This is a genomic window from Desulfovibrio simplex (assembly GCF_055387835.1).
The window spans coordinates 2,125,185-2,146,179 of the sequence record NZ_AP042377.1 but is presented as its reverse complement, the minus strand read 5'-3'; the positions used below and the strand labels follow the sequence as shown (position 1 = coordinate 2,146,179).

Sequence of the window (20,995 nt, the reverse complement as noted above, 5' to 3'; positions counted from 1 at the left end):
CAAAGCGAACCCGCTCTCATCCCTGCTATGCCGCTGTACGGCAGTATACATGCTTTATTTAAACTTTGAAGCCCTTGCGAAGCTCCCAGGCCTGACGCCAGTTCTTGATGAGCAGCACAGCCGCCAGCACCAGATACACCTTGGCATAGAACAAATGCAGCCGCAGGGGATCATGCGGCAACCCCAGCATGGCTTCAAGCTGTACGTCATACAGGGGCGAAAGCAGTTGCAGGCTGAAGAGCAGAAGCAGCCAGATCGCCTCGCGTACATGCAGCCGCAGGTCCAGCAGCAAAGCCACGGCAAAAAGAGATTGCCCGGCTGTGAGTAGTATTTCCTGAAACTGGTGCGTGTCAAGGTTTATGGGAGGTGTAAGACCACCTGAAGATACGGCGTATACGCCAGGTATCATGCCAACCAGCAGAGTCCATTGATTAAGTTTTGAAGAAAGCAGACAGCCCAGGGCCAAACCGGCGTTGCCGCGTGAGGCGAACATGAGGGCCACAATAAATTCCGGCGCCTCCGACGCCAGCGGGGCAATCCATTGCACCAGCAGAAATTCGTTGATGTGCAGCATCTTGCCGCTGGCAACCAGCCCCTCGCTGAAAGATTCCGCATTGCCCAAAATCACAATGGCCGCAAACAAAAAAATGAATCCCACGCTGCGGAGGCGTACTTTTTTGGCCAGACGCGCCAGAACAGCGGCCGGGCCTTCAAGCTCCTCTTCTTCAACGGGGCGGCGCATGATGATGAGTATGTACCAGACGTAGATTCCAAGAAGCACCAGCCCGTCCACCCAGGTAAGTGAGCCCTTGAGCGGAATGATAAGCGCGTAGACCGTGGCCATGGCCAGAAACAGCACATCGGTGCGTTTGTCGCTGTGCAGGGCCACGGCGGAGTGGAAGCGCCCGGCGAAGATAAGCACAATGGCCGACCACCCCACGCCGATAAGCAGTCTGTTGGCTCCGGTCATGTTGGCAATGGCATAGTGGGAATAGGGACTGTCGGGCTGCTGGCCCGCCATCCAGGTAAAGTACATGTCCACAGCGTATTCGGGCAGCACGGCGATAAAGGCCACCACAGCCACGGCCACAGCCTGCGGCATGTCCATCTGGGCCACTTCACAGGCCCAGGTCAGCAGAAATGAGGCTCCAAGAATGGCCATGCCCGAGAGGGCGGTCACAATCAGAGGTGAAATGTCGGGCGGTGCAAGATGAAGAGCCAGACCGGGAATGGTCATGAGTACAGCCAGTATATAGGGCCTTAGGGCGCGAATGGTCATAATGTCTTGTCTCCTTAAAAAATAAAAAGACCTTGGCGTTGACGCCAAGGTCTCACTAATCGGCGGAACCGACGGCGGCACCAGGCTTATAAGCCATGCTGTTGATGCCGCCCGGGTTTCAAGAACCCAGTTACTCCCCTTGTCCGATTACGCTATAACCACTGGAGGGCTGTGTCAACATGCGGGCAGAACAACTTTGAGAGCAGGAATTTTTAAGAGCCGCAGCGCGCCTGTTTCGCGTCTGGAGCGCTGGTATGTTGCAATGCTTTATGGGGGGCGATGCTTTGTGGGGGAGGGACCCTTTTGCAAAAGGGTCCCTCCCCCACGCCCCCACCCTCTAAAACTCTTATTGTATTTTAGTATATTACAAGGTGTTTTTGATATGAAGATGGGGCAGGAGACAGCGTTTTTTCAGGCGTCACACCATCATATCGCGTCATCAATAATGATTCCGACGTCGCAGGTGCGCCGCGCCGGGACGCTTGCCAGCGGCAAAGCCTGTGGATACTATATACGCCACTTTATGCCTTACGACGTGCCTACTCAGGAGAAGCTTTGTGAATATTACGTGTCCGCGTTGCGGCTTCAGCCGCCAAGTGCCCGCCGACCGCCTTCCGGCGCGCGCGGTTATCGCCACCTGCCCCCATTGCTCCTGCCGGTTCCGTTTTGCGCCTGACACCGGTGTGCAGGAGGTTCTGCCGGATGCGCCGCAAACCGGAAACCACGGCCCCACACGCGACCAGGGCGCGGTTCCTGCTTCTCACGATCTGCCAGATTCTCCATATCCCGCCGGTTCCGCGGATCCCGTTGGCTCCGCGGATTCCGATGAATACCGGGACGCCGCGGGCGCGGCGCGAGGTCCCGACGAAGACGATCCCCTGCCTCCGGGAGCCATTGTTCCCGGAAGTTCTTCATGGTCGCGCGAGGACGCAAGGTCAAACGACGCCGCGCAGCAGGACACAGGGCCGCGTGGGCGGGAACAGGCCCCGATGCGGGATGGCGCGCAAAAGAGGGGCCTGGGCGCGGGCAAGGCCGGGCCTGAGGGTTCCGCCGGGGATGATGACCCGCGCGCAGAAGCCAGCCGCGCCTATGAGCGTGAGCAAAACCGCCGTTACGACGAGGACGATGATCCGTATGACCGTAAGCGCCGCCTTGGGGGTACTGCGGACGATAATGACGGCGATGCCGGGCACGATGGGTATGACGCCCAGTATGATGACGGCGGAGAAGGCGGCATACCGTGGGAAACAGCCCCGGAGCCCGATGGCTGGCTGCCTGCCTTTTATCATACCTGCATGCGCGTCATGTTCAGCACGCAGCGCCTTTTCAGCCAGGTGCGGCCCGATGGGTCGCAGATGCGCGCCCTGATTTTTTATCTGCTGGTGAGCGTGGTGCAGGTTGTTGTGGAGCGCATCTGGTCCGGGCTGTTCATGTCCCTTATGGCGCCCAGCGCCGCTTCCGACCCCCAGCTGGAAAAAATGCTCGTCCTGCTTTCGCCGCAGATGAGCCTGCCCATGATCATACTGATCAAAACGGGCATGTCCGTGATCCAGTTGTATGTGCTCAGCGCGCTTATAAACTTCACCTATGGTTTTGTGCGCGGCCGCCGTGCCGATTTCGGTCAGGTCTTTCAGGTTCTGGCCTACGCCGCCGCGCCCACGCTCTTGTGCGTGGTGCCTCTGCTGGGTTCTCTGGTGGGCTTTGTCTGGATGGTGGCCTGCGTGCTGGTGGGCTGCCGTGCGGCGCTCAGGCTTACATGGCCGCAAACTCTCATGGGGCTGGCCCCGGTCATCCTGCTGATAGCGCCCCTGCTTCTCCAGATATTTCAGGCTGCCCGCATGTGACCGGGCGGGCCGGACCATCGCCCGATCCGCAAACTTCATGGCCGTTCCACCGTCTGCACAAGGCGGCGGAGCGGCCATGTTGATTGTTATGGCACGCTTTTGGCAAATGCCAGAATACTGGCGTTGCGTCGGCTCGCACCTCAGTCACTGTGCGTTGTATACAATATCCGCTGCTCCGGCATCTGTGCAGCGCGCAACGTGCCGTGGATTCTACAAAAAATCGCATTTTCGGCAGAATGACAAATTGAAATGTAAAGCATTTCAAAGGTAATCTGATCTGGTAAAAGCCACACTGGCCAGACAACAATAATTATTAACGGTAATCTGCCCCGAGGGACAGCCTGCCTGGTTGGTTTTACGTCAGGAGTACAATATGCATACCTGCCCATCTGTTTCAGGCGCGTGGCGCGGTCGCAATCTTGAGGATACGGCCTGGCCCCTGATGCGTATTCTGTTTGCAGCGGGGTTTTGCCTGCTGCTGTTTTTGGCGTCGGGCTGCTCCAGAGCGCCCAATGACGGTAGTCGTACCGAGCGTGGCGTGACGGGAGATCTGAGCACGCCCATTCAGGTGCAGGTCAGCAATTTTGTGCGCCGCCAGCCGCCAGCCGTTTACGTCCGGCCGAGAGAGCCTCTTGGGTACAGGCCCACAGCGCTTTTTGTTCCTTTGCGGGCGGTGCAGCAGATATCCAACGCCGTCACCTTCAGCAACATGTTTTCGCGTCAGATATGGCAGGTGTGGCTGTCGCTCAACGCCTTTTCCGCTCTTGAGTATGATACCAGCGCCACGCCTTTCGAGCCGCAGCGGGCGCTTGCCATCGCCAGGGCGCGCGGGGCGCAGATGCTGGTGAGCGGCTATATCAATCACTACATGGACGGCGGCTCCGGCGGCACCAGTTCGCTTTCGCTGGCTATGGAAGTTTATGACGTGAAGACAGGCACGCTTGTGTGGTCCATGGCGCAGGGTGGGCTTATGGATGCGCGTCAGGTGCATGATTTTTATCTTTTTTCTATAACGGAAGTGAACCCCGAAGATCCTTCAAGCCTCATTGCCCGCACTCTGGCCTGGGATATGGGCCGCCAGGTTCTGGGCTGGGTTGATCCGAGCCATCCGGCCCCCAGGGACTCTTCGTGGACGGACATATTCAAGTCCAAAGCGTTTTAACGCAAATTCGCAGTCAAACTGTTCTGACGGCTGCGTGAGCATACGTCCGCGCCAAGGCGCGAGGCGGATTGTCCGCGCGGTCAAGCTATCGCAACTAGAGCAGATTACCTTTGAAATGCTTCACATTTCAAAGTTTTCATTCAGCCGAAAAATGCGATTTTTCGGCTGAATCCACGCCACGTTGTGGCGCGCTGCACTTTCGTGCAGCGTTAGAGCATTTACACTTTTTCAAAGTTAAAATGCTCTGAAACACGCCCCCCTTGAGAATGTACATTCTCAAGGGGGGCGTGTTTCAGCGTAAGTAAACGTTGTAATGGCGCGAGGCCTGAAGCCGCCGCCTTTGGCTTTCCCTCTTCAGATCACGAGACACACTGCATTCTACTACAATGTGTTAAAAGTTTTAGGGGGTGGGGGCGTGGGGGAGGGGACCCTTTTACAAAAGGGTTCCTCCCCCACAAAGTATTCTCCAATAATGGCGCTCTAGAAAAACAGCCATGTCAGCAGCAGAAAAAGGGGCAGCAACACGCAGCCGGACCAGAGCATGTAGCCGAAAAAGCCGGGCATGCGCACGCCCTGGTTCTCAGCGATGGCCCGCACCATAAAGTTGGGGGCATTGCCGATATAGGTATTGGCTCCCATAAAAACGGCTCCCGCCGATATGGCGGCAAGGGTGGCGGGGGCATCGCGCATAAGGGTTTGGGCGTCGCCTCCGGCGGTGTTAAAAAAGACCACGTAGGTGGGGGCGTTGTCCAAAAAGCTGGAAAGCACGCCCGTGAGCCAGAAATACATGGCGTTGTCGGGCTGGCCGTTGCTGGAGACAAGCTGGATGAGGCCCCCGAGCGCGCCGTCCGTTCCGGCTTTCAGAATGGCTATGGCCGGAATCATGCTTACAAAGATGCCCAGAAAAAGCTTGGCGACCTCTTCAATGGGGGCCCAGGAAAATCCGTTGGCCTCCCGGCTGGCAGGGCTGGTCAGCCGCAGCGAGAGCCAGGCCAGGGCCAGCAGCGCAAGGTCACGCGCGATATTTTGCCCTTCAAGTGGCACGCCGTATACCTCTGCCGCCGTGCCAAGGTGGAACAGCCCGGACAGCAGCACGGCCAGAATAATTCCAGCCAGAAGCAGCAGGTTGACCTTGCCCTCAAGCCCGAGTTTTTCGGTCGCCCCTGCCCGTGAATACGGGGGAAGGGGCCTGCCTTCCCTGGCGAACAGCAGTGTGTCAAGCGCAAGGTAGATGAGCAGCAGGACGGCGGAAAGCAGAACGGTTTTCAGAAAGAGGTTGGTGGTTGTCCAAAAAAAGCTGACCCCTTTCAGAAAACCCAGAAACAGCGGCGGGTCGCCCAGGGGCGTCAATGAGCCGCCGATGTTGGCCACAAGAAAAATGAAGAACACAACGCTGTGCACCTTGTAGCGGCGGTGGGCGTTGGCCCGCAGCAGCGGGCGTATGAGCAGCATGGCCGCGCCTGTGGTGCCCATCCAACTGGCAAGGACAGTGCCCACGGCCAGAATACCGGCGTTGACCAGGGGCGTGCCTGTGAGCGAACCCGTAAGGCGCACGCCGCCAGCCACCGTGAAGAGAGAAAACAGCAGAATGATGAATGGGATGTAATCAAGAATGATGATATGTAAGAACTCGTACAAAGCCACGGAGGGGCCGAACACGAAGGCGCAGGGCAGCAGAAAGGCCAGTCCCCAGAATACGGAAATTTTACCGAAATGCCGTTCCCAGAAGTGCGGGGCGGCAAGGGGCATGACGGCTATGGACAGCAGCATGCACGCAAAGGGAATGGTCCAGAGGGCATCCAGTCCGATGCCCGGCAATGTGGGATGCCCTTGGGCGGCCAGTGCGGCGGTGGGCAGGCAGAAGGGCAGCGACAGCGCGAAAAGTAGTGCTCGAATATGCATCATGAGGCTCCAGCGTGTATCCAGAAGGCATGAGAGTTCAGTAATGTATATTGAATGCGCCATGGAGACAATGCTCTTGCCTGGACCAGCTTTTTTTGAGAAATAACAAGGCCTGAACAGAATAGCAAAGGAAGACCCCATGCCCAAGGAACCCACGGAAAGACGCAGGGCCCGCCTGCTTGAAGTGCTGAGCCACCGCCAGCCCGACCTTACTCTGGTGCTGGCGAATATTCATGATCCGCACAATGTGTCGGCCATCTACCGCTCGTGCGACGCCTTTGGCGTCAGCCGGGTGAACCTGTATTACACCAACACCCCTTTTCCCGTGCTTGGGCGCAAGACCTCGGCTTCGGCGCGCAAGTGGGTGGAAAGCGTACGCCATAAAGACAGCGACGCGCTGATGGCGAGTCTGCGCGGGCAGGGCATGCAGGTGCTTGCCACATCCTGCACGCCCACGGCCAGGCCCTTGAGGGAATGGGATTTCACCCGCCCCACGGCGGTGATTATGGGCAACGAACACAGCGGCGTTGAGCAGGATTTGCTCAATGTGGCTGACGGTGAGCTCTATATCCCCATGTATGGCATGATTCAAAGCTTCAACGTCTCGGTGGCGGCGGCCATCATTCTGTCCGAAGCCGCACGCCAGCGCGAGGCGGCGGGAATGTACGGCTCGCCACGCCTGGATGCGGCCTCTTTACAGGCCAAGAGGGATGAATGGCTGGAAAAGTAGGGGAAGTAGGAAAGTAAGACACGACGGCGCATGCTTCCAGCAGGGCCGAGTGCTTCTGAGAACAGGCATTCGCAAGGGATACGGCGCGCCCGCTACGGCGTTTGACGACGCGGATAACCAACACCTATGCCTTACGTCCCATCGCGGCTGGCCCCAGGCATGCGTCACCCGTGGCCGCGCGCGCAGCTTGCGCGCATGCCTTTATGGCGAGTGCCCGTGCCGCAGTCTCCATCGCGATTTTGCCTTGAAAGTGCTCTGGCGCCCGTCTTCCGTGGAAATGCCTTTCCGGAGGACGGCGCTTTTTATCGCGGGCCACGTCCTTATGCGTCCGCGAACTCGGCCACGATGCGGCAGGGCAGGCCAGTGGCATCCTCAAGCCGCAAGGGAAACGTCCTGACCATAAAGGCTGTCGCGCCTGCGGTTTCGCACAGGGCGTCAAGATTGTACACGTTCTCCACCACAAACGCGCCGGCTTCCGCACAAAGGAGGTCGGCTTTCTTGTGTTCCTCTGGCTGGCGCACCCCGGCGCAGTCCACGCCTATCATGGCGACCTTTTTTTGCAGCAGCGTTTCCAGCAGATTCCACGAAAGGCGCACAGGAGCATGGATGTAGTCCTTGCTGGCATAGGCATGTTCCTCCAGTACGCCGGTGCGCAGGAAAACGAATTCCCCGGACCGGATGGCGTCCACGGTCAGGTCGCCCGCGTCAATGTCGCGTCCGCGTATGTGGCGCACGTCAAAAATCCGGCCTGAACGCGCAAAATATTCCTGCGGCCAGGGTTTGCCCATAAGGTCAAGGTGGGTTCCCACATGGCCGAAAAGCTCCAGCGCGTAATGGGGCCGCGAGCTGGTGGCGGCGGCCAGGTCATCAAAGTTTTTTTTGGTCAATGGAAGGCTCAGATCAATATGCATGGTGCCCCCGATATCAAATTGTTTCTCAGGAAACAAAGTAGGAACGGTTTGCTTCCTTGTCAACAAAAAAATGGTACACTGCCAGCAGAAAAAACGTTGGGTGGGCTGTCATGTCAGAAAAAGAACAGTTGAAGTCGCGCGTTATCGGCGGCATTTTGGGGCTTTCACAGCGTATGGAAGAGGTGAACGGCCTGTTTGACAAGGTCGGGAACAGCTTTGGCGGCGAGGGGCTTGAGGGGCTGATCCTGACCGAGATGCATTTTCTTGCGCTCATCGCCGGGGAAGGGCCGGTCAACGGCGTCACCGCTGCCAGAAAACTGGGCATGACGCGCGGCGGGGTTTCCAAGATGGCGGCGCGTCTGCAAGTGGGCGGCTTTGTGGAGCCGCGCAAGGTTCCCGGCGACAAAAAAAGCCTGCTTTATGAGTTGACGGCCAGGGGGCAGCGCGCGGCGGGCCTGCACCGTATGTTGCACAGTCTGGCTGAAGACCTGCTGTGGGAGCGGCTCAAGGCCAGCCCTCAGGAGGATTTGGAGCGTTTTGCCCGTATGCTGGCCTCTGCGGCTGAAGCGTTGGGCGAGGCCAACCGGCAGGTGCGGATCAATGCCACGGCACTGCTGGCTGCTGGCACTGTACAGGGGCACAAGAACTGAGCGGGGTATGGGGAAAAGGCCTTTCCGCGCCTGTGGGCAGGGCTGGAGCCCTGTTTGCGCCCGGCACGGCTTGCGTGCGGTACGGTCTTGAATCCTGCGCGGGGAGGTGCGCCGGGCCCGTCCCGGTCTGGCGGCCGGTCTGGCTGGTGGCTGGCAGTGTTGAAACGCGCGAGAGATAAATCGCCGCCAGCGTAACGTGGCGTCAGGCCATCAATGGAACCAAGAGGCGTAGGGGAAGAAGTATGGGGGGCGCGTTACGCAGTCAGGTCTATGCGCTGTTGACGGTTATACTGTGGTCTACGGCCTATGTGTTCACCAAGCTGGCTCTGGATTTTTTTTCTCCGGGCGCGCTGGGACTGCTGCGTTGCGGCGTGGCCTCGCTGGCCTTTATCTGTATGGTGGCGCTGGGGCGCACTCCCGCGCCGCGTCTCAGGGATTTGCCGCTGTTCGTCCTTTCGGGGCTGTGCGGTTTTACGCTGTATATGCTGGCCTTCAATCTGGGGTCGGTCACGCTGAACCCCACCACCAACTGCATCGTCATTTCCACAACGCCCATCATCACCGCCGTGCTGGCTCGTCTGGCCTTTGGCGAAAAGCTGCGGGCGCCGCGCTGGTGCGCCCTGGCCCTGGCTTTTGGCGGCGTTGTGGTCATGAATGACGGGGGGCAGTCCTTTGTGATGGCTCCGGGCATCGCCTGGGTGCTGTTGGCCGCGCTGCTGGTGAGCCTGTATAACATTCTGCAACGCGGGCTTTCGCGCCAGTACGACGCGCTCCAGATTACGGCGTGGAGCTTTTTTACCGGCACGGCGTTTTTGCTGTATTTTTTGCCCGACGCGCTGGAGCAGGTTGGGACCGCGCCTGCCAGCGCGCTTTTGCTGCTCTGCTTTCTGGGCGTTTTTCCCAGTGCCGCGGCCTATCTGTGCTGGGGCAAGGCTCTCTCGCTGGCTCCACGCACCAGCCTTGTGACCAACTATATGTTCCTGACGCCGTTTCTGGCGCTGTTGCTGGAATATGTGGTGACAGGGGGCCTGCCGGGACTGTCCACCTTTGTGGGCGGCGGCATCATCCTGGCCTCGCTGCTGCTGTTCACGCTGGCAGGCGGGGCAAGAGGCGAGCCGGGAGGCGCGGCAGGTTCCGCCAAAGGTGCGGAGCGCACGGCGTCGCGGTCCTGAGGCCCTACTGAGCGTCGCTGACCGGCTGCACGTATTTTTCAAAGCGCTTGCCGTTCCACTGGTAGCCGATGTCATAGGCCACAGGCACGTGGGCCATGCCGGTACTGGTCCAGAACAGGGGTTGCGCGCGCAGCCCGCCAAGGCCCAGGCATATCATGACCGTGGCCTGCACGTCCGGCGGCAGCTTCTGGTCTTTGCCCAGAAATTCCTCAACAGCGGGTTCCGGCGGCGTGTCCACGGGAACCAGGCGACCAGAGGCGTCCATCCGCCACAGTTCCACGGTGCAGACCGAACCGCCCAGAGTTCCTATGGCGGCGTCCACCGACGCGTCACTGGTGTGCCGGAAAAGGCGCAGGGCTACCGCGATGTCATGAAAGGGCAGATTGGCGAAAACCATGATGTCTTCAGTTTCGCCCGCTATTTCCCAAAAATCGGACTGTCCGTTGGCCAGCAGTTTTTGTTTTTCGGCAGGGGTCAGACCTTCGGGGGTATTTTCAAAAATGCTTTCAGGCAGGCTTGTAAAAAATTCCCGCGCGTTGCGTTCGGGCGCGGCCGCCACGGCAGGCGCGTGCTGGAAGGCCAGAGCGGAAACAACAGCAAAAGCCAGGGCAAGAAAGAGCGTGTGTGCGCGTTGGTAAACCATAGTGTATGCTCCCTGTGGCAGGACGGTTTGATGGGCCTGCGTTCGTAAAAAAATTTATACCGCCTTTATGGTTTTTTGTCCACGCAGGGGTGAGAACAGTTCTCAAGTTTTGTTTCAGCATCAAAATCGCGCCATTGGCGCGGTCTTTACAGGCGCGGGAGGGGCACAATGGGGCAGGGCCATCTTGCCAACCGGCCCCGGCGCGCTTACATATGCCCACATGAACACCAGCACCAAAAAACCTTGCATACATATTGAAAAGGCCCGGCAGCATAACCTCAAAGACATCAGTCTGGACATACCGCGCGATGAGCTGGTGGTCATTTGCGGGCCTTCCGGGTCCGGCAAGTCCACGCTGGCATTTGACATTGTCTATGCCGAAGGTCAGCGCCGCTATGTGGAGTCCCTTTCTGCCTATGCGCGTCAGTTTCTGCCCCAGATGGACAAGCCTGACGTGGAAAAGATTGAAGGGCTTTCCCCCGCCATTTCGCTCGAGCAACAAAGCGTCTCGCGCAACCCGCGCTCCACCGTGGGCACGGTGACGGAAATTTACGACTTTTTGCGCGTGTTTTTCGCCCGGCTTGGCCGCATGTACTGCCCCCAGTGCGGGCGCCCCATCGAGGCGCGCGCCGCGGACGAAATCATTTCGGATATTCTGGCCCTGCCGCAGGGCGCCAAATTTATGGTGCTGGCCCCGCTGGTTGAACTGCAAAAAGGCACACACCAGGACAAGTTCAAAAAACTCAAGGCCGAGGGCTTTGCCCGTGTGCGGGTCAACGGCGTTTTTTACACTCTGGATGACGTGCCCGCTCTGGATAAAAATAAAAAGCACAACATTGACCTTGTGGTGGACCGTCTGGTGAACAAGGACGGCATCAGGGGCCGCCTGGCCGACTCGGTGGAGCTGGCCCTGCGCTATGGCGAAGGCCGCCTTGTGGTGCATTTGCCCGACAAGGCAGCTGCGGGCGAGGAGGCCGACACCACGCACTCCACCTCCTCTGTCTGCACGCACTGCCGCATTTCCCTGCCTGCGCCAAGCCCGCAGCTTTTCTCCTTCAACGGGCCGCAGGGGGCCTGCCCGCGCTGTGTGGGCCTTGGCGGTGTGGACTACTTCGAACCACGGCTCATTGCGCCCAATATGGGGCTTTCGCTCAATACTGGCGTGCTTCTGCCCTGGGCCACGGACAGGATGTTCAGTCGCTATGAAGGCGCGCTCAAGGCTCTGGGCAAGCGCTTCAAGTTCACGTTGTCCACGCCGCTGGAAGAATTTTCTGAAGACGCCCTGGCCGCGCTTTTTTATGGCGAGGACGAAAAGGGCCGTCCCGCGCGCTCGTCATTGGGCCTGCGCCGTAACTGGATGGGCGGCAACGTGGCTCTCGGGGCCGGGGGCGACTATCAGAGCGAACACTTTACCGCCGCCAGAAGCACGGGCGACGTGAGCGTCAATGACAAGCGCTGGCCCGGCGTCATCCCCCTGCTGGAAAGCGGCATGCAGTACGGCGACGCCTGGCGCGAGGCCCTTTCGCGTTACCGTCAGACCATGGACTGCCCCGACTGCAAAGGCGCACGGCTCAATCCCAACGCGCTCTCGGTGCGTGTGGACGACCTCAATATCGCGGCCTTCTGCAACCTTTCGGTGGAGCGCGCCCTTGAATGGCTGGATAAGCGCGAATTTTCGGGCCGCCATGTGGTCATAGCCGAGCCGCTCATGAAGGAGCTGACGCACCGTCTGTCCTTCATGCGCAGCGTGGGGCTGGAATACCTGTCCCTCGGGCGGTCCATGTCCACCCTTTCCGGCGGCGAGGCCCAGCGCATCCGGCTGGCAAGCCAGCTTGGCTCCGGCCTTGTGGGCGTGACCTATGTGCTGGACGAGCCTTCCATCGGGCTGCACCCGCGCGACAACGAACGTCTTTTGGGCACGCTGCGCTCGCTTCAGGCGCGGGGCAACACTGTGCTGGTGGTGGAACACGACGAGGCCACCATCTGTGAGGCCGATACCGTCATCGAGCTTGGCCCCGGTTCGGGCTCGCACGGCGGCGACATCATGTTTCAGGGCAGCGTGGACGACCTGCTTTCCAAGGCCAATACGCTCACGGCCCGCTACCTGCGCGGAGACGACACCATTGCCCTGCCAGACGCCCGGCGTGACCCGCAGGGTTGGCTTGTGCTGCACAATGTGACCACCAACAACCTGCGCAATGTGGAGTGCCGCATCCCCCTCGGCGTGCTGACCTGCGTGACCGGTGTTTCCGGTTCCGGCAAAAGCTCGCTGGTGGTGGACACGCTGTACAAGCATCTGGCCCTGAATCTGGGCCTGCGGGTGGACCAGCCCGGCACCATCGGCGGCCTGGCCTACGAAGACGGCGCTGCCCCCGTCGAGCGCATCGTGGCCATTGACCAGACGCCCATCGGGCGCACTCCGCGCTCCAACCCGGCCACCTATACCAAGATATTCGACGAGATCCGCAACATCTTCGCCATGACGCAGGACGCCCGCAAGCGCGGTTACAAGCCGGGGCGCTTCAGCTTCAACGTGCGTGGGGGCCGGTGCGAAGCCTGCGGCGGCGACGGGCAGATTCGGGTGGAAATGCATTTTTTGCCGGACGTTTACGTCACCTGCGACGTGTGCAAGGGCAAGCGCTACAACCACGAAACCCTTGAAGTGCGTTACAAGGGGCTGAACATTGCCGAGGTGCTCAACCTTACCGTGAGTCAGGCCAGAGAGCTGTTTCAGAACTATCCGGCGCTGGAGCGCCGCCTTGCCGTGCTGGAAGAGGTCGGCCTGGAATACCTGCGGCTCGGCCAGCCCGCCACCACGCTTTCGGGCGGCGAGGCGCAGCGTATCAAGATTTCGCGCGAGCTTGGCAAGCGCTCGCTGCCGGGCACCATGTATATTCTGGACGAGCCCACCACCGGCCTGCACATGCACGAGGTGGGCAAGCTCATCAAGGTGCTGCACGCTCTTGTGGACAGGGGAGCCAGCGTGGTGGTCATTGAACACAATACGGACATGATCCTCGCTTCCGACCATGTGCTGGATATGGGACCGGGCGGCGGCGAAAACGGCGGCCTCATCGTTTCGGCCGGAACGCCGGAAGCCATTGTGGCCGACCCCAATTCCGTCACCGGGCGTTTTCTTATGCAGGAACGTCTGGACAGGATCAAGAGGCGCACCAGCTAGGGCATGTCACGTTGGAGTGCTTTGTGGGGGAAGAATGTTTTGTGGGCAGGAATGTTTTGTGGGGGAGGGACCCTTTTGTAAAAGGGTCTCCTCCCCCACGCCCCCACCCACTAAAACTTTTATTGCAGTGTTAGCATAAAGAGTTTTCCGACTCTGAATCGGAAGAGTTGGAGCGTGTAACCTTTTTCAAAGGTAAAATGCTCCATCACCCGGTAGGCGCATGTTTTCCCCGCATCTGTGCTTGTCAGTAAAAAGAAACCACCCGCGATTTGCGGGTGGTTTCGGTTAGAAGGTTGAGCAAGAGGAGGATAGGGGCTTTTGGGGGCTGAGAAAACAGAGAGGGCTAGGGAAGCACTGATTAGAGCAATTTCATAATGAAATTGCTCTGGCGGATGCGGGAGCAGACGCCCGCCACGGAGGCGTAAGCGCAGCTTCAGCCGTTGCCCGCAGGGCTTACGGATGAAGACAGCACCGCTATTTATTTGCGCTGTTAAACGCCGAAGTGAGCGTGCCTCAAACTTTGAAAATGTATATTTTCAAAGTTAATCTGCTCTAAAGAGCCTCCTGGAAACGCGCAGTTATTTCGTTTGGCAAGGCGCGATCTTTTTTTGAAGCAGGAGTGGACTCTTCCGTCCTCGACTGTTTCAAAAAAGTGAAGCAACGCCGCCAAACGAAATAAATCAGCGTTTCCCTAGAGCTTGCCCACCAGATCCAGGCCGGGCTTCAGGGTAGCTTTGCCGGGCTTCCAGCGGGCGGGGCACACCTGATCGCCGTGTTCGGCCACAAATTGGGCGGCCTCAAGCTTGCGCAGCAGTTCTTCGGCATTGCGGCCGATGCCAAGGTCATGCACTTCATACGCCTTGATGATGCCGTCGGGGTTCACAATAAAGCTGCCCCGCAGCGCCTGGCCGGCTTCTTCAATGAGCACGTTGAAAGAACGCGCCAGGGTGCCCGCGCAGTCTGCAAGCATGGGGTATTTGACTTTGGCGATGTTGGGCGAAGCGTCTGCCCAGGCTTTGTGCACAAAGGCGCTGTCGCAGGATACTGAATAAATTTCGCAATGGAGCTTCTTGAAGTCGTCATACATTTCTGCCAGATCTTCAAGCTCTGTGGGGCACACAAACGTAAAGTCCGCCGGGTAGAAAAAGAAGACAGACCAGTGCCCCAGCAGGTCAAGGTCGCAGACGGTTTTAAGCTCGCCAGCCTGGTATGCCTGAACAGAGAAGGGTTCCACTTTTGTGTTGATCAGATTGGACATGATGTTTTCCTTATTTTGGGCGGACGGCTGCGTCGTCCGGCAACGAGTGGGTGTGTCTCTTTTTGAAAACAGTATTCAATCTTATTATGTCTGTCAAGAGAGTGCGAAAGATTTCCGAAAGGCTGGATATGAATTACGTGTAGCAGAGAACAGCCCGTTCTGAAACGTGCAAATGTACCCTTCCAGCAACGGTAAGCTCTCTCGGGTGCCGGGGCAAAATAGTCGCGCTTTATGGACTTTTCGGGATGTCTGGCCGAACAGCCATTTGTAATCCATTGCTTTTTGCCCGAAAGTGCGTCACAAATAACGCTATAGTCTGAGGGAAAAAGCGGATCCGTCAAAAAACAGACCCTGTTTTACGTGGCGCGAACCGAGAAAATATTTTAGAGTGGATTCGGGGGTAGGCAAATTATGACAGCAAAACAGCGTGACGCCTGCCTGGCGGACTTTCTGGAGTTCATGAACCGCAAGGGTTTGAACACCACTTCGCAACGGCGCATTATCGCCGAAGCTTTTTTTGAGCTGCCGGGCCACCATTCGCTTGAAGAATTTTACCAGCATATCCTGCAACGTGATTCGGGTATCGGGCAAACCACGGTATACCGGACCCTGAAACTGCTCTGCGATGCCGGAATGGCTATGGAAATCCACTTCAGCGATGGTATCACCCGTTACGAAGTGGCCAGGCCCGACAGCCACCACGACCACCTTGTGTGCCTGCAGTGCGGAAAAATTGTGGAGATATGCGACCCGCGCATTGAAAAGCTGCAGCGCGAACTGGCTGAAAAATATGGATTCAAGCTGCGGGTGCACGTGCATAATCTTTATGGCCTGTGCGAAGCCTGCCGTGCCGAGGCTGCCGAAGAGGACCGTTAGGGCGTCTTTGTCCTGAAAAGTTCTCTGGTGTTAGCGTGGCAGACCTTGTGGGGCGCAAGCGCAGCCTTTACCCTTGCCCGCAGGCTCACGACTGCTTCAGACGTTGTGGCCCCGAAAACTCAGCAAAAAGCCAGCCTGCGTGGCACCGCAACTGCACAAAAGGCAGCATGCGCGAGGTAGGCCTCTGCCATGCAGTCGTTGCGGCCCGCCGACTCGCAAGCGTGCCACTGGCTGTCAGCAGGGGGGCTGCCATTCATTGGCGCGAGTGTAACGGGGTGATGTAAATTTTGCTGGAGCCATGCTCGCCATGCTCTGCGCAATGATGTTTTGCAGACCATTAGTCTGTTGACATTGAAAAAGGATACATGCTCTGACGCTGCACGAGAGCGCGGCGCGCCGCAACGTGGCGTGGGGTCAGTCGGCTTTATCCGTAGCTTCCTGCATCGCAACGGCTGAAGCCTGCGTCACAACGGCTAAAGCAACGGCTGCCGCAAATCGCATTTGTCGGCAGAATGACAAATTGAACCGTGCGGTATTTCAACGGCAGTCTGATCTGGTTCGCCTCCTTCCTGTTTTTCGCCTGCCCCTGTTCTCTCAGCCAGACTGAGGGGAGGGTACTTACCCCAAAAATGTATATAATTCTGTTACGTATGAAAACGTAGCTGTATCTGGTTCAAACGAACTTGACATTCATTTTCGTCGAGTGCAGTATTCAGCCATGAGGTGATTCACATGGACGCACAATTGATTGTCGTGGCGCTTTGCATTGCGGGTGCGGCATTTTTTATTATTCGCCGCATGGTCCGGGCGGTGAATAAAGGCCAGTGCGGCTGCGGTTGCGACGGTTGCGGCAGCCCCGGCAAACCCAAGGACATGGCCTGCTGCCCGTCAAAAAGCACGGAGTCGGCCGCGGAAGCCCAACGGTTGGAAGCCACCCGTATCAATCCCGGTGACCGAAAGGATACGTAAACCTCCTGTAAGGAATGTGCCGACGAAGCCTGCCACAGGAACGCCCGTTATGGCATCCATCCCGCCAAATACGGCTACACTTCCGGTGTCTGGTCTTGCTCCCCTGGTAGAGTCCCGCCCTCCCTTGTCATAGCCCCTCCGCTCGTTGCCTGGCCTGGTTGTGCAGCGTCAGACAGCGAGATAGTACAGCCCCGGAGTATTCTCCGGGGCTGTCATTATTGCTGCGCCTGGGTGCCGGGCTGACGCCCCCCTTAGAGTATTTTGCTTTTGAAACACTCCTTGTTTCGACGCATCATTCTGGCGAAAAACGTGGTTTTCGCCAGAATCCACGCCACTTCGTGGCGGCTGCCGCCTTCGCGTCAGCAGAGCAAGTTCACTTTGAAATTGCTCTGGAGTTTGCCGTCTCTGAAGCAAATACCGTTTGGGATGGCGTGACGCCCGGAAGGCGCTGCCTCTGGAGCCTTCGCCTCGGAGCGCCATATTCTTTGCACGATGCTGGAACCATACAGTAAGATTTTTAGGGGGTGGGGGCGTGGGGGAGGGACCCTTTTGCAAAAGGGTCCCTCCCCCACAAAGCTTTTCAACCCTTCCCTCCATAACGCCTGCCTGCGCGCGTTCAATCTTTGCGAGATATATTTTACCGGCCTATTTGTCCTGGCTGTCTGAAAAGCTCAGGTTTCTGAACCAGTCCGGCACCGGAACGGGGCGGCCTTCCTTGTTTACCAGCGCATGCTGGGTCATGCCGGTGGCCAGCAGGCGCGCCTTGTCCTCGCTCCATATCTCATATACAAAGCGCATGGAGGCTCGGGTCCACTCGCTGATACCCGCGCGTACCAGAAGAAGATCGTCATAATGGGCCGGTGACCTGTAGCGGCACTGGGCTTCACGAACGGGCAAAATGAGGCCCCTTTTTTCGACTTCGGCGTAGCTCATGCCGCAGCGGCGGATGTATTCGCCACGGGCGCGCTCGAAAAGATGCAGATATTCAGCATAATAAAGAACGCCCATCGTGTCCGTTTCTCCATAGGAAACGCGGTGAGGCATCCAGATATCAGGGGTGGGAAAAGCGTCATGCACGAAAAATCTCCTTATGTATATGCGCCGTGCGCATTGGAGTCGATCCGGGAGCCGGGCGTCCGCAGGTGCGGGTTTGCAACTTTGCTGCTCATGTGTCTGGTACTGGGGGCCTGCGCCAAAACGGTTGCCCCTCCCGTGCCAGAGTACGTGGGGCCCCCTGTGGGCTTTGAGAGCCCGGAATTTTTTGTGAGCTGCCTGCGGCCCGGCAACCAGGACCTGACCAGTTGGAAGGACATGGCTCCTACCGTGCGCAAGTCTCTGCTCTATGTCAACAGTAAGCCCCAGGGGGCCATTGCCGTGCAGAGGCCCGGCCTTACCGTGACCTGGGGTGAACTGTCGCGTACGCTCACCCGCCTTCAGGAGCTTTTGCCCCGTCTGGACAAGGAACCGGAGCTTTTTCTCGCCAATTTCGCCTGGGTGCAGGTGCCTGACGGCATAAAGTATTCGGGCTACTATGAGCCCATGGTGCGCGCCAGCCGTACGCGCAAGCCCGGCTATACCCAGGCAATCTACGGGCTGCCGCCGGATCTCAAGTCCGCGGTGGCCAAGCGCGGCCGCTATCATGACCGCCGTACCATTGAAGAAAAGCAGGTGCTGGCCGGCAAGGGGCTTGAACTGGCCTGGGCCGCCGACCCTGTGGACGTGTTCTTTCTGGAAATACAGGGCTCGGGCCGTCTGGTTTTCGACGACGGCACCCAGGCATTTGTCAATTATGCTGGGCAGAACGGGCACAAATACAAAAGCTCGGGCCGCATCATGCGTGAAAAAGGTCTGCTCAGGCAGGGCGACATTTTTGAGCAGCGCCAGTGGTTCAAGGATAACCCGCACCGCGTGCGCGAAATACTCAACGATAACCCGAGCTACGTCTTTTTCAAATACAGCGGACGCGGCCCCACTGGGGCCATGGGGCAGGTGGTGGACGACTGGCTTTCACTGGCCACGGACCGCACCTTCATCCCCCTTGGGTCAATCGTGGCCTATGGGGTGAACATTCCTGACCAGCGGCGCGGCAAGTACCCCCTGCGCGGCATCGGCTTTGCCCAGGACGTGGGCGGAGCCATCAAAAAGAACCGTATCGACGTGTTCTGCGGCGGCGAAGAGCGCGGCAACTTTGTGGCCAGTCACCTGGACGCCAAGGGCCCGGCCTGGGTATTGCTGGCAAAATAGGGGCGCTGGCGGGCCCGCCCGAGGTGCGTTACGAATGTCAGGTTGAAAGGCTTTGTGGGGGAGGAGACGCTTTTTTAGAGTATGTAACTTTTTTCAAAGGTTACATACTCTAAAAAAGCGTCTCCTCCCCCACGCCCCCTCCCCCTAAAATTTTTGTCTATTGCAGCGTATAGCAAAGAGTTTTCTGATCTGAAGAAGGGATGTCGGAGGCTGCGCCTTCCAGGTGGCACAACTTAGACCAGATTAACTTTGAGAATGGACATTCTCAAAGTTTAAGACGCGCATGCTTCGTCGCTTAACAGCGCAAATAAATTGCGCTTACGCCTTCGCTGCGGGCGCCTGCTCACGCAGTCGCCAGAGCAATTTCAAAGTGAAAATGCTCTAAAGCGTATCTGCTCTGGCTGACCGAAATGACAAGGCGCGCCCCTTACGGGGCGCGCCTTTCTGCGTGTACGGGGGTGCCCGTGGGAACTTAGCCGAGGAAGGCCTTGAGATCGTCCTGAGCGTTGGTCACGCCGCCGATATTGAACTGCTCCACCAGCACCTTGACCACGTTGGGCGACAGGAAGGCGGGCAGGGTGGGTCCAAGATGGATGTTCTTGACGCCAAGGCTGAGCAGGGCCAGCAGCACGATGACGGCCTTTTGCTCGTACCAGGCGATGTTGTAGACGATGGGCAGGTCGTTCACGTCCTCAAGGCCGAAAACTTCCTTGAGCTTGAGGGCAATGACGGCCAGGGAGTAGGAGTCGTTGCACTGCCCGGCGTCCAGCACGCGGGGGATGCCGCCGATGTCGCCCAGGTCGAGCTTGTTGTAGCGGTACTTGGCGCAACCGGCGGTGAGGATGACCGTATCCTTGGGCAGGCCGGCGGCAAATTCCGTGTAGTAGTCGCGGGATTTGGCGCGGCCGTCGCAGCCGGCCATGACCACGAACTTCTTGATGGCGCCGGACTTCACGGCGTCGATGACCTTGTCGGCCAGGGCCATCACCTGGTTGTGGGCGAAGCCGCCGATGATCGAGCCGGTTTCGATTTCCGTGGGCGCGGGGCAGGTCTTGGCGTGGGCGATGATGGCGCTGAAGTCCTTGTGTTCGCCGATTTCACCGGGAATGTGCTTGCAGCCCGTGAAGCCCACGATGCCCGTGGTGTACACGCGGTCCTTGTAGCTTTCCTTGGGGGGCACAAGGCAGTTGGTGGTCAGCAGGATGGGGCCGTTGAAGCTTTCAAACTCTTCCTTCTGCTTCCACCAGGCGTTGCCGTAGTTGCCCTTGAAGTGGGCGTACTTCTTGAACGCGGGATAGTAGTGGGCGGGCAGCATTTCAGAATGCGTGTACACGTCAACGCCCGTGCCTTCGGTCTGCTGGAGCAGCATTTCGAGGTCGCGCAGGTCGTGGCCGGAAATGAGGATGCCGGGGTTGGAACCCACGCCGATGTTGACCTTGGTGATTTCGGGGTGGCCGTAGGTGCCGGTGTTGGCGGCGTCAAGCAGGGCCATGGCCGAAACGCCGAACTTGCCGGTTTCAAGGGTAAGGCCCACGAGGTCGCCCACGCTCAGGCTGTCGTCCAGGGTTTTGGCAAGGGTTTCCTGTATGAAGGCGTCAAGGCTGTTCTCATGCTTGCCCAGCACGTCGGCATGCTTGGCATAGGCGGCCATGCCCTTGAGGCCGAAGGTGATGAGCCAGCGCAGGGAGCGCATATCGTCGTCAGTGGTGGCCGTGACGCCCACGGTTCCCGCCTTGGCGAGCATGGCGGACTTGTCGGCGGCCTCCCACAGGGCCGCGTCGTTGAGGCCGGTCTTGTCGCCAAGGGTGGCGGCCAGTTCCTTCTTGGCCTTACAGGTCATGCGGATGCGCTCGGCCAGAATGTCGTCGTCAAAGTTGGCGTTGGTGATGGTGGCAAAAAGGTTGCCCACAATCAGCTGGTCGATCTTGTGGTCTATGGTCTTGCCTTCGGCGCGCAGGCGGGTGGTGATCTGACCAAGCCCCTTGGACACATAGATCAGCACGTCCTGAAGCGCGGCTGTTTCGGGCTTTTTGCCGCATACGCCGACCTGGGTGCAACCTTTGTTACCTACGGTTTCCTGACACTGATAGCAGAACATGGCATTACTCATGGTAGTATCCTTCTTGCGGCTCCGTTGCGGCGGAGGCTTGGGTGAACCCGCGCATGGCGGGCGG

Annotated in this window: 16 protein-coding genes; 9 read left to right on the top strand and 7 right to left on the bottom strand. The window is 58.6% G+C overall.

Translation table 11 applies throughout. The features are described 5' to 3' along the window. Positions 1 to 58: 58 nt before the first annotated feature. Positions 59 to 1,279, bottom strand: a complete 1,221-nt coding sequence (locus ACZ5DH_RS08830; protein ID WP_464253949.1) for a sodium:calcium antiporter — start codon at positions 1,277 to 1,279, stop codon at positions 59 to 61. Between the two features lie 557 nt (positions 1,280 to 1,836). On the opposite strand from ACZ5DH_RS08830, the gene ACZ5DH_RS08825 reads away from it, so the two are divergent. Next, positions 1,837 to 3,123, top strand: a complete 1,287-nt coding sequence (locus ACZ5DH_RS08825; RefSeq protein ID WP_464253948.1) for a YIP1 family protein — start codon at positions 1,837 to 1,839, stop codon at positions 3,121 to 3,123. Positions 3,124 to 3,496: 373 nt separating this feature from the next. Next, the gene (locus ACZ5DH_RS08820; RefSeq protein WP_464253947.1) at positions 3,497 to 4,285 is read left to right on the top strand and encodes a hypothetical protein; all 789 of its coding nucleotides are present in this window, start codon (positions 3,497 to 3,499) and stop codon (positions 4,283 to 4,285) included. A 480-nt stretch (positions 4,286 to 4,765) separates the two neighbouring features. On the opposite strand, the gene ACZ5DH_RS08815 is transcribed toward ACZ5DH_RS08820, so the two are convergent. After that, positions 4,766 to 6,190: a sodium:proton antiporter gene (locus tag ACZ5DH_RS08815; protein ID WP_464253946.1), complete on the bottom strand. Its 1,425-nt coding sequence runs from the start codon at positions 6,188 to 6,190 to the stop codon at positions 4,766 to 4,768. A 136-nt stretch (positions 6,191 to 6,326) separates the two neighbouring features. Between ACZ5DH_RS08815 and ACZ5DH_RS08810 the strand changes: the two genes are divergently transcribed. Beyond that, entirely contained in the window at positions 6,327 to 6,917 is a 591-nt protein-coding gene (locus tag ACZ5DH_RS08810; protein WP_464253945.1) for a TrmH family RNA methyltransferase, read from the top strand. Positions 6,918 to 7,237: 320 nt separating this feature from the next. On the opposite strand, the gene ACZ5DH_RS08805 is transcribed toward ACZ5DH_RS08810, so the two are convergent. Then, the gene (locus ACZ5DH_RS08805; protein WP_464253944.1) at positions 7,238 to 7,828 is read right to left on the bottom strand and encodes a cyclase family protein; all 591 of its coding nucleotides are present in this window, start codon (positions 7,826 to 7,828) and stop codon (positions 7,238 to 7,240) included. Positions 7,829 to 7,938: 110 nt separating this feature from the next. On the opposite strand from ACZ5DH_RS08805, the gene ACZ5DH_RS08800 reads away from it, so the two are divergent. Next, a complete protein-coding gene (locus ACZ5DH_RS08800; protein WP_464253943.1) occupies positions 7,939 to 8,478 on the top strand; it encodes a MarR family winged helix-turn-helix transcriptional regulator in 540 nt (179 codons plus the stop codon). A 242-nt stretch (positions 8,479 to 8,720) separates the two neighbouring features. Then, entirely contained in the window at positions 8,721 to 9,650 is a 930-nt protein-coding gene (locus ACZ5DH_RS08795) for a DMT family transporter (protein ID WP_464253942.1), read from the top strand. 4 nt (positions 9,651 to 9,654) lie between these two features. Here ACZ5DH_RS08795 and ACZ5DH_RS08790 read toward each other — a convergent pair whose 3' ends face one another. Further along, positions 9,655 to 10,293, bottom strand: coding sequence for a hypothetical protein (locus ACZ5DH_RS08790; RefSeq protein ID WP_464253941.1), 639 nt, complete (start codon positions 10,291 to 10,293; stop codon positions 9,655 to 9,657). 220 nt (positions 10,294 to 10,513) lie between these two features. Between ACZ5DH_RS08790 and uvrA the strand changes: the two genes are divergently transcribed. Beyond that, a complete protein-coding gene (uvrA, locus tag ACZ5DH_RS08785) occupies positions 10,514 to 13,474 on the top strand; it encodes an excinuclease ABC subunit UvrA (protein ID WP_464256535.1) in 2,961 nt (986 codons plus the stop codon). 691 nt (positions 13,475 to 14,165) lie between these two features. On the opposite strand, the gene ahpC is transcribed toward uvrA, so the two are convergent. After that, positions 14,166 to 14,732, bottom strand: coding sequence for an alkyl hydroperoxide reductase subunit C (gene ahpC / locus ACZ5DH_RS08780; protein WP_464253940.1), 567 nt, complete (start codon positions 14,730 to 14,732; stop codon positions 14,166 to 14,168). Between the two features lie 411 nt (positions 14,733 to 15,143). Here ahpC and ACZ5DH_RS08775 point away from each other — a divergent pair, with 411 nt between their 5' ends. Both ACZ5DH_RS08775 and ACZ5DH_RS08770 read left to right on the top strand, forming a co-directional pair. Continuing rightward, positions 15,144 to 15,608, top strand: coding sequence for a Fur family transcriptional regulator (locus ACZ5DH_RS08775; protein ID WP_464253939.1), 465 nt, complete (start codon positions 15,144 to 15,146; stop codon positions 15,606 to 15,608). 732 nt (positions 15,609 to 16,340) lie between these two features. Then, entirely contained in the window at positions 16,341 to 16,577 is a 237-nt protein-coding gene (locus ACZ5DH_RS08770) for a FeoB-associated Cys-rich membrane protein (protein WP_464253938.1), read from the top strand. 645 nt (positions 16,578 to 17,222) lie between these two features. Here ACZ5DH_RS08770 and ACZ5DH_RS08765 read toward each other — a convergent pair. After that, on the bottom strand, positions 17,223 to 17,621 hold the full coding sequence (locus tag ACZ5DH_RS08765) for an acyl-CoA thioesterase (protein WP_464256534.1): 399 nt from the start codon (positions 17,619 to 17,621) through the stop codon (positions 17,223 to 17,225). Between the two features lie 192 nt (positions 17,622 to 17,813). Here ACZ5DH_RS08765 and ACZ5DH_RS08760 point away from each other — a divergent pair, with 192 nt between their 5' ends. After that, positions 17,814 to 18,821, top strand: coding sequence for an MltA domain-containing protein (locus tag ACZ5DH_RS08760; RefSeq protein ID WP_464253937.1), 1,008 nt, complete (start codon positions 17,814 to 17,816; stop codon positions 18,819 to 18,821). Positions 18,822 to 19,293: 472 nt separating this feature from the next. Here ACZ5DH_RS08760 and hcp read toward each other — a convergent pair whose 3' ends face one another. After that, positions 19,294 to 20,919: a hydroxylamine reductase gene (hcp, locus tag ACZ5DH_RS08755; RefSeq protein ID WP_464256533.1), complete on the bottom strand. Its 1,626-nt coding sequence runs from the start codon at positions 20,917 to 20,919 to the stop codon at positions 19,294 to 19,296. Between the last annotated feature and the right edge of the window lie 76 nt (positions 20,920 to 20,995).